Annotated in this window: 6 protein-coding genes and 1 pseudogene; 5 read left to right on the forward strand and 2 right to left on the reverse strand. The window is 70.3% G+C overall.

The genetic code is table 11. The features are described 5' to 3' along the window. Positions 1–456 (reverse strand): annotated as a pseudogene (locus FNH04_RS46850) (hypothetical protein); the annotation flags it as partial. A gap of 342 nt (positions 457–798) precedes the next feature. On the opposite strand from FNH04_RS46850, the gene FNH04_RS35480 reads away from it, so the two are divergent. Beyond that, positions 799–2427, forward strand: a complete 1629-nt coding sequence (locus tag FNH04_RS35480; protein WP_152789963.1) for an MFS transporter — start codon at positions 799–801, stop codon at positions 2425–2427. 170 nt (positions 2428–2597) lie between these two features. Further along, positions 2598–3788: an acyl-CoA dehydrogenase family protein gene (locus FNH04_RS35485; RefSeq protein ID WP_152789964.1), complete on the forward strand. Its 1191-nt coding sequence runs from the start codon at positions 2598–2600 to the stop codon at positions 3786–3788. Between the two features lie 39 nt (positions 3789–3827). On the opposite strand, the gene FNH04_RS35490 is transcribed toward FNH04_RS35485, so the two are convergent. Continuing rightward, positions 3828–4265, reverse strand: a complete 438-nt coding sequence (locus FNH04_RS35490; protein WP_152789965.1) for a cell division protein SepF — start codon at positions 4263–4265, stop codon at positions 3828–3830. A 312-nt stretch (positions 4266–4577) separates the two neighbouring features. On the opposite strand from FNH04_RS35490, the gene FNH04_RS35495 reads away from it, so the two are divergent. From FNH04_RS35495 to FNH04_RS35505, 3 genes are all read left to right on the forward strand, one after another. Next, a complete protein-coding gene (locus FNH04_RS35495; protein ID WP_194236915.1) occupies positions 4578–5858 on the forward strand; it encodes a DUF5685 family protein in 1281 nt (426 codons plus the stop codon). Positions 5859–6242: 384 nt separating this feature from the next. After that, complete coding sequence (locus FNH04_RS35500; RefSeq protein ID WP_322724776.1) at positions 6243–7145, forward strand: S1 family peptidase; 903 nt, start codon at positions 6243–6245, stop codon at positions 7143–7145. Between the two features lie 510 nt (positions 7146–7655). Beyond that, complete coding sequence (locus tag FNH04_RS35505) at positions 7656–8738, forward strand: S1 family peptidase (protein WP_152789967.1); 1083 nt, start codon at positions 7656–7658, stop codon at positions 8736–8738. The last annotated feature ends 119 nt before the right edge of the window (positions 8739–8857 follow it).

Genomic DNA, 8857 nt, shown 5'->3' on the forward strand with positions numbered 1-8857 from the left:
CCCACCTCCCTTCCCGGGCCGCGCTTCGCGCCCTTCTTCCTCCCGGGACCCGTACACGTGCCGAGACCCGTACACGTGGTCCGCGACGGCGAAGATCCCCCAGGCGGCGGCCAGCGAGGCGAACGTGCTCACGAGGAGGCCGGCGTCCGCGGACGACAGCGGGGTCACCGCCGACACGGTCCGCTCCAGCCAGGGCAGCAGCGGGAAGAAGGCGAGGTTGGAGTGGATGTCGCCGCCCGGGAGCCGGACCTCGTAGCCGTACCCCAGATCGGCGACCCTGACGTACCAGAGCGAGTCCCAGCGAGCCGTCAAGAGGGTGTGCGCGCTCTTGTCGCGCGCCGCGCTCCACAGGGCGAGGACGACCAGACCCAGGGAGCGCACGGCGGCGTACCCGAGGAGTGCGGGGGCGGCCCGGCGCAGCAGGGTCGGCGCCGGGCGCGTTGCAAGATCGGTCACGCGCTCGATTATCGGCGGCCCCCGGAACCGGACGGCCTTTTCGTACGTGATGCCGGATGACGGGCGGGACGGCGGGGCAGATGACACGGGAGGCGACAGGACAGAGGGCGGGAGAGGTGACGGGAGCAGTGACGCGGAGAAGTGCGTGGCGTACGCCACACGCTGCATGAACGCTCCATGAGAGGTCCGCCACGCGCCACCGGCGGGATCTCGCGTACCCTGACGGCTCACTCGCCTTTCGTTGCGCGGGTCCGGGACACCGCTCCTCCCGGGCCGCAGCCGCCGGGGAGTCCCCGCCCCGCGGTCCCGCCGAACGCGAGGGTTCATCTGGGAGGTACGTACATGTCCGGGACGACCACGGCCGCTGCGCGGTGCCGTCGGGCGGCCGGAGGCGGTGCCAACCGCTGGGTCGTCCTCGTCGTCCTCTGCGCCAGCCTGCTGCTCGTCGCCCTCGACGCCACCGTGCTGCACGTCGCGGTCCCTGCCGTCACCGAGGACCTCACACCCAGCGCGATCGAGTTGCTCTGGATCGTCGACGCCTACCCGCTCGTCTGCGCCTCGCTGCTGATCCTCTTCGGCACGCTCGGCGACCGCGTCGGCCGCAGACGGGTCCTCCTCCTCGGATACGGACTCTTCGGCATCGCCTCGGGCATGGCGGCCGTCGCCGACAACGCGCCGGTGCTGATCGTGGCCCGGGCGCTGCTCGGCGTCGGTGGCGCCATGATCATGCCCGCCACGCTGTCGATCCTGCGGCAGGTGTTCCCCGACCGGCGCGAGCGGGCGCTGGCCATCGGCATCTGGACCGGCGTGGCCGCGGTCGGCGCCGCCGTCGGGCCCCTGCTCGGCGGCTTCCTGCTGGAGCACTTCTGGTGGGGCTCGGTCTTCCTCGTCAACATCCCGCTGATGGTGGTCAGCCTGCCGGTCGGCCGCCTGCTGCTGCCCGAGTCGACCGGTGACCGGAACGGGCCCTGGGACGTGGTGGGCGCGCTCATGGCCGCCCTCGGCCTCTTCGGCGTCGTGCTCGGCGTGAAGCGGCTGGGCAGCGGGGAGAACCCGTTCGACCTGTACACGCTGCTGCCCCTGGTGCTGGGCGGCGGGCTGCTGACCGCCTTCGTACGGCGGCAGCGGCGGCGCACCCACCCGCTGGTGGACCTGCGGATGTTCGCGCGCCCCGCGTTCAGCACCTCCGTCGGCTGCATCGTGCTCGCCATGCTCGCGCTGGTGGGGCTGGAACTGATCGCGGCGCAGTATCTGCAACTCGTGCTGGGGCTGTCCCCGCTGGAGACGGGCCTGCGGCTGCTGCCGCTCACGGTCGCGGCGATGGCTGCGGGGCTGTTCGGCTCGAAGATGCTGCAACGCCTCGGGCCGCGCCGCATGGTGTCCGTGGGCTTCTGCCTCACGGCGGGCGCGGTCGTCCTGCTGATGGCCATGGGTCAGCACGACAAGCCCGCCCTGCTGCTCACCGGCTTCGTCCTCCTCGGGTTCGGCCTGGAGACGACGCTCTTCGGGGCGTACGAGTCGATGCTCAGCGAGGCGCCACAGGCCCAGGCGGGCGGGGCCGCGGCCATCGGCGAGACGTCGTACCAGCTCGGGGCGGGCATCGGTATCGCCCTGCTCGGCAGCGTGATGAACGCGGCGTACGCGCCCGGGCTGTCCGATGTGCGCGGGGTTCCCCAGGCGGCCTCGGCGGCGGCCGGGCACTCGCTGGGCGAGGCGTACGAGGTGGCCGGCAGGCTGGGTGGCTCGCCGGGCGAGGCTCTGCGCCATGCCGCGCGGGACTCCTTCGTGCACGGGCTGCATGTGACGCTGCTGGTCAGCGCGGTGCTGTTGCTGGCGGGGGCGGTGATGGCGCTGCGGTTGCCGCGGGCCATGGAGTGCGAGGCGTCTGCGGCGGGCCCGGCCGAGGGGACCGATGTGCCCGCGCCCCGTAAGGAGAGCGCGAAGGTGCGGGCCGAGTCGTCCGTGAGCTGAGGCGCGTGCCGAGGCACGTGGGTGACGGGTTCGCCGGCCGGGGCGGGTTCGGCGCCGTCGGGCCGCGTCGTCGTGGCTGGTCGCCGTTGCGGCGGAAAGAAGTGCCGTCGTAACGTCGGCGTCGACCCCTTATTAGCGGTGCTAGTTTTCCTGAGCCGGAGGCCGCCCCCATGTCCGCTTCCTCGACGTTGCCGCCCTTCGATCCCGCCGATCCGCTGGGACTTGACGATCTGCTGGACGACGAAGACCTCTCCATCCGCGACACCGTGCGGAGTTGGGCCGCCGAGCGGGTGCTGCCGTACGTCGCCGAGTGGTACGAGACCGGGGAGCTGCCCGGGATCCGGGAGCTGGCCCGGGAGCTGGGGTCGATGGGCGCCCTGGGCATGTCCCTCAGCGGGTACGGATGTGCCGGTGCCAGTGCCGTGCAGTACGGGCTGGCCTGTCTGGAGCTGGAGGCCGCGGACTCGGGGATCCGGTCGCTCGTGTCCGTGCAGGGGTCCCTCGCCATGTACGCCGTCCACCGGTTCGGCAGCGGGGAACAGAAGCAGACGTGGCTGCCGCGCATGGCCTCCGGCGAGGTCATCGGGTGCTTCGGGCTGACCGAGCCGGACCATGGATCCGACCCCGCGTCGATGCGTACGTACGCCCGGCGCGACGGCGCCGACTGGGTGCTCACCGGCCGGAAGACGTGGATCACCAACGGGTCCGTCGCCGGGGTGGCCGTGGTCTGGGCACGGACGGAGGAGGGGATCCGCGGGTTCGTGGTGCCGACCGACAGCCCGGGTTTCTCGGCGCCCGAGATCAAGCACAAGTGGTCCTTGCGCGCGTCCGTCACCAGTGAGCTCGTCATGGACGACGTAAGACTGCCCGCCGACGCCGTACTGCCCGAGGTCACCGGACTCAAGGGGCCGCTCAGCTGTCTCTCCCACGCCCGCTACGGGATCGTGTGGGGTTCGATGGGGGCGGCGCGGGCCTGCTTCGAGGCCGCCGTCGACTACGCGCGGACCCGGGAGCAGTTCGGCAGGCCCATCGGCGGCTTCCAGCTCACCCAGGCCAAGCTCGCCGACATGGCGGTCGAGCTGCACAAGGGGATTCTGCTCGCCCACCATCTGGGGCGGCGGATGGACGCGGGACGGCTCCGTCCCGAGCAGATCAGCTTCGGCAAGCTGAACAACGTACGGGAGGCGATCGAGATCTGCCGCACCGCTCGTACGATCCTCGGCGCCAACGGGATCTCCCTCGAGTATCCCGTCATGCGGCACGCCACCAATCTGGAGTCCGTGCTCACCTACGAGGGCACCGTCGAGATGCACCAGCTGGTGCTGGGCAAGGCGCTCACCGGCCTCGACGCGTTCCGGTGATCCCCCCATCGGAATGCGGGGCAGATGAGCGGCCCTGCCTCAGCTCTGGTTGAAGAAACCGTCCGCCTGACGGGCGGCGGGCTCGCCGCTGACGATCTGCGTGTCGGCCGGGGTCAGCAGGAACACACGGTTGGAGACGCGCTCGATCGAGCCGCGCAGGCCGAAGATCAGACCGGCCGCGAAGTCGACGACGCGCTTGGCGTCGGCGGACTCCATGTTCGTGAGGTTCATGATGACCGGGACCCCGCTCCGGAAGAGCTCGCCGATGTTGCGGGCGTCCCGGAAGCTGTCCGGGGTCACCGTGCCGATCCGGCGGCCCTTCTCCTGGGCGGACTCGGACGCGACCTTCACGCGGGGGTCGGTGACCCAGGCATCGCCGGACTCCTGCCCCTCGGCGTAGTCGTCGTCGTAGTAACGCTCGTCATCGTTGTCGTCGACGAGGCCAAGCCAGGCACTCGCCTTGCGCACCGATCCCATGGACGCCTCCTCTCACAGCGGTCATTTCTGCTTTCCGCATCCCTATCGTCGTCCATGATGCGGATGGCGCGCCAAGTGGTTAGACGCCGCGCGGGGGTTTCGTGACGGTACTGGTGCAGAACGATTTCGTCGAGGGCCCGTATGCCCCAAGGGCTGCGTCGTACACGGCTGCTGACTGTGAGTGAAATAATATTTCTCGCGGCGGAAGGGTGACGGCCGGAGCGTATGGGTGAATGCCCCGGGTCGATACGATGCGACAGCTGGACATCACACGACATGGCCGGCCATCGCACGAAGACACGGGGGAGTGTCATGTTCGGAATCGTCAGGCCCTGCAGCCATCGGCTCGGTGAGGCACTGAGTGCCCAGTGGATGGCGCATCTGTGTGGGCTCTGTCTCGCGCTGCGCGGGGACCACGGACAGTTCGCCCGGCTCGTCACCAACTACGACGGGCTGCTCGTCTCCGTTCTGACGGAGGCTCAGGCGGACCGCGAGCGCTCGGCCGGATGGCGGCGGACCGCCGGGCCCTGCGCCCTGCGCGGGATGCGCACGGCCTCGGTCGCCCGTGGTGAGGGGGCGCGGCTCGCCGCCGCCGTCTCGCTCGTGCTCGCCTCGGCCAAGGTGCGCGACCACATGGCCGACGGGGACGGGCTGTTGGCCCGCAGGCCGGTGGCGCTCGCCGCGCGCCGGGTGGCCGCGGGCTGGGGGCGGGCGGGCGCGCGTACGGGATCCGAGGTCGGGTTCGACACGGCACTGCTCGTGGACGCCGTGGACCGGCAGGTGGGGATCGAGGCGCTCGCCGGGCCCGGGACGCCGATTCTGACGGTCACCGAACCGACCGAGACGGCGACCGCGGCGGCCTTCGCCCACACCGCGGTCCTGGCCGGCCGCCCCGGCAACGTGGAGCCGCTCGCCGAGGCCGGACGGCTCTTCGGGCGGCTCGCCCATCTGCTGGACGCGGTGGAGGACAGGGAGGCCGACGCGGCCTCGGGCGCGTGGAACCCGCTCACGGCCACGGGGACATCCCTCGCCGAGGCCCGGCGGCTCGCCGACGACGCGCTGCACGGGATGAGGCTCGCGTTGCGGGAGGTCGTCTGGGGGTCCGAGGACTCCCCGGGGAAGCACGGTGCCGAGGGGAAGCTGGCGCACATGCTCCTCGTGCACGAGCTGCGGCGCTCGGTGGACCACGCGTTCGGTACGGTCGCGAGGTGCTCGGCGCACCAGCCCGGCCCGTACGGGCAGGCGCAGCCGCCGGGGCCCTACGGTCCGCCGCCGCAGGGTGGCCCGCAGAACCCGTATGCGGGAGGCGATCCGTACGGAGGTGGTAACCCGTACGGGGACGGCAACCCGTACGGGGGAGCGGGCGGCTTCGGCGGTGGTGGTTCCGGTGGCTTCGGTGACGGCCCGTCAGGCCAGCAGCCGAGGGGGCGGCGCGGGTTCTGGGCCGGGTGCGGGATGTTCTGGCTGCTGTGCTGCACCTGCAAGCTGTGCTGTGCCAAGGAGTACGAGGGCCCGTGGTCCCGGAAGAAGCGGAGGGGCTGCTGCCGCGACTGTGACTGCGACTGCTGTGACTGCTGCGGGTGCGACTGCTGAGCCGCGGGCCGGCGGGGGACGAAGGCGCTCCGACTGCCACAAGGGGGCTGGAACGGTGCCGAAAGGGTGCTGGAACGGCGCCGAATGAGTGCCGGGGGGAGCGCCATCGGCCGTCTCGTACGGGTCACTTGAGTGGGCCCCGGGATCTGCACAGAATCTTCACATGTGCGCCGTGAGATCAACTACCGCTGGTAACAGGCGAAGTTGACGCCCCACCAGACCGAAAGGCCCCCTTGCGTCACTCGACCGCGCGGCCGAATACTCCCCCCAGCGCCTTGTCAGGGGCACAGCGTGTCCGGAATCCGTGCACTCTCCCCCTGGCTTGCGCCTCACGGGCCCCGACCCCACAGCGGGCCCCCGACTTCCCTCAGGAGGGAACGAACAGTGAGGATCAAGCGCACCACCCCCCGCAGCGGAATCACGAGACGGAACCGGCTGATCGCCGTCACCACCGGACTCGTGGCCGCGGCTGCCGTCACAGTCCCCACCGCGCAGGCGAGCGACGCGCAGACCTTCAGCAAGACCCAGCTCAAGAGCGCCAGCGCGTCGGTACTCAAGGCCGACATACCGGGCACCGCCTGGGCGATCGACGAGAAGAGCGGCAAGGTCGTCGTCACCGTCGACAGCACCGTCTCCAAGGCGGAGCTCGCCGAGATCAAGGAGGCGGCCGGCAGCAACGCCGACGCCCTGACGATCAAGCACACCCCGGGCAAGTTCAACAAACTGATCAAGGGCGGCGACGCCATCTATGCGAGTAGCTGGCGCTGCTCCCTCGGCTTCAACGTGCGCAGCGGCAGCACGTACTACTTCCTGACCGCCGGTCACTGCACCGACGGCGCGGGCACCTGGTACTCCAACTCCGGCCGCACCACGGTCCTCGGACCGACCACCGGATCGAGCTTCCCGACGAACGACTACGGGATCGTCCGGTACAGCAACACGTCCATCACCAAGGACGGCACCGCGGGCAGTGTGGACATCACCAGCGCTGCCACCCCGAGCGTGGGTACCAACGTCATCCGTACCGGTTCCACCACCGGCACCCGCACCGGACGGGTCACCGCGCTCAACGCGACCGTCAACTACGGTGGCGGTGACATCGTCTACGGCATGATCCAGACCACGGTCTGCGCCGAGCCCGGCGACTCCGGCGGCCCGCTCTACGGCAGCAACGGCGTCGCGTACGGTCTGACCTCCGGTGGCAGCGGCAACTGCACCTCCGGCGGTACGACCTTCTTCCAGCCGGTCACCGAGGCCCTGAGTGCCTACGGGGTCAGCGTCTACTGACCCTGATCCGACCGGTGTGCGGCCGGAGTCGCTCCGGTATCCGCGCGACCGAACCGCAGTAGTCAGCAGGGGGCGAGCCCCCACGCGGCACATGCCGTGTGGGGGCTCGCCCTTGTTCGCGTCCGTCGTGGATCGGCAATCGGTGCGGATGCAACTCCCGGACCGGTGGCCCCGTTTGGATACGGACACGGGAGGGGAGATATCAAGACAGGACTAGACCTCACCCATTGCGCAGGAGATCGTTGCATCCCGTGTTTGCAGTGGGAATTCACAAGGTGTGATACCGGACGGTAACGTCACAGCGGGCGTACGCCCCTGGGCTCCGGCGAGTTGACGCTCGGCCTGAAGTGGACCTTGTGTGCTCCCCGCGCTCCTCGGAATAGTGGGCGCCGCAAGTTGGCATGGACGCGGCGCTTTTTGTTGTTGGTCGCGTCCCTGTCCGTACGCCTTCCGGTCGGTGGGGGTCCCCACACGCCCCTCTCCGGCCGACCCCCCACAGGAGGACGTGAGTTGAAGCACCGACGCATACCCAGGCGGCGTGCCGCCGTGGCGGGTGCGGGAATCGCCGCACTGGTCGCCGCGGGAGTCACCTTCCAGAGTGCGAACGCGAGCGAGACCGAGCAGACCCCCACGCTCCGCACCCTCTCGGTCGCCGCGGCCGGAAAGCTCGCCTCGACGCTCGGTCAGGACCTGGGCGCCGACGCGGCGGGAACGTATTACGACGCGAAGAGCAAGGCCCTCGTGGTGAACGTGCTCGACGAGGCCGCCGCCAAGACCGTCCAGCAGGCCGGCGCCAAGGCGAGAATCGTCGAGAACTCCCTCGCCGAGCTGAAGAGCGCCCGTACGACGCTCAAGCAGGACGCCACCATCCCCGGCACCTCGTGGGCGACCGACCCGCAGACCAACAAGGTCGTCGTCACCGCGGACCGCACGGTGTCCAAGGCCGAGTGGGCCAAGCTGACCAAGGTGGTCGACGGGCTCGGCGCGAAGGCCGAACTCAAGCGGACGAAGGGGGAGTTCAAGCCCTTCATCGCGGGCGGCGACGCCATCACCGACGGGAGCGGACGCTGCTCCCTCGGCTTCAACGTGGTCAAGGGCGGGGAGCCGTTCTTCCTGACCGCCGGGCACTGCACCGAGTCGATCTCCACCTGGTCGGACTCCGACGGCAACGAGATCGGCACGAACGAGGTGTCCAGCTTCCCGGACGACGACTACGGCCTGGTCAAGTACACGGCCGAGGTCGACCACCCCAGCGAGGTCAACCTCTACAACGGCTCCGCCCAGGAGATCACGGGCGCTGCCGAGGCCACCGTCGGGATGAAGGTCACCCGCAGCGGTTCGACGACGCAGGTGCACGAGGGCACGGTCACCGGTCTGGACGCCACCGTGAACTACGGCAGCGGTGACATCGTCAACGGTCTCATCCAGACCGACGTCTGCGCGGAGCCGGGCGACAGCGGCGGCTCGCTCTTCTCGGGCGACAAGGCCGTCGGCCTCACCTCCGGCGGCAGCGGTGACTGCACCTCCGGTGGCGAGACCTTCTTCCAGCCGGTCACGGAGGCCCTGGAGGTCACCGGTACCGAGATTGGCTGACGGTCTCCACGGTCTGGGTCTGAGCGGCCCGGCGAAGTCCCGCCCCTGGCGTGTCCGGGGGCGGGACTTCCGTGTATGTACCCAGGTGGGGGGTCTGCGGGGGGCGGTTTTCCGCAGGT

The sequence above is a fragment of the Streptomyces phyllanthi genome (assembly GCF_009377205.1).
GTDB lineage: Bacteria > Actinomycetota > Actinomycetes > Streptomycetales > Streptomycetaceae > Streptomyces > Streptomyces phyllanthi.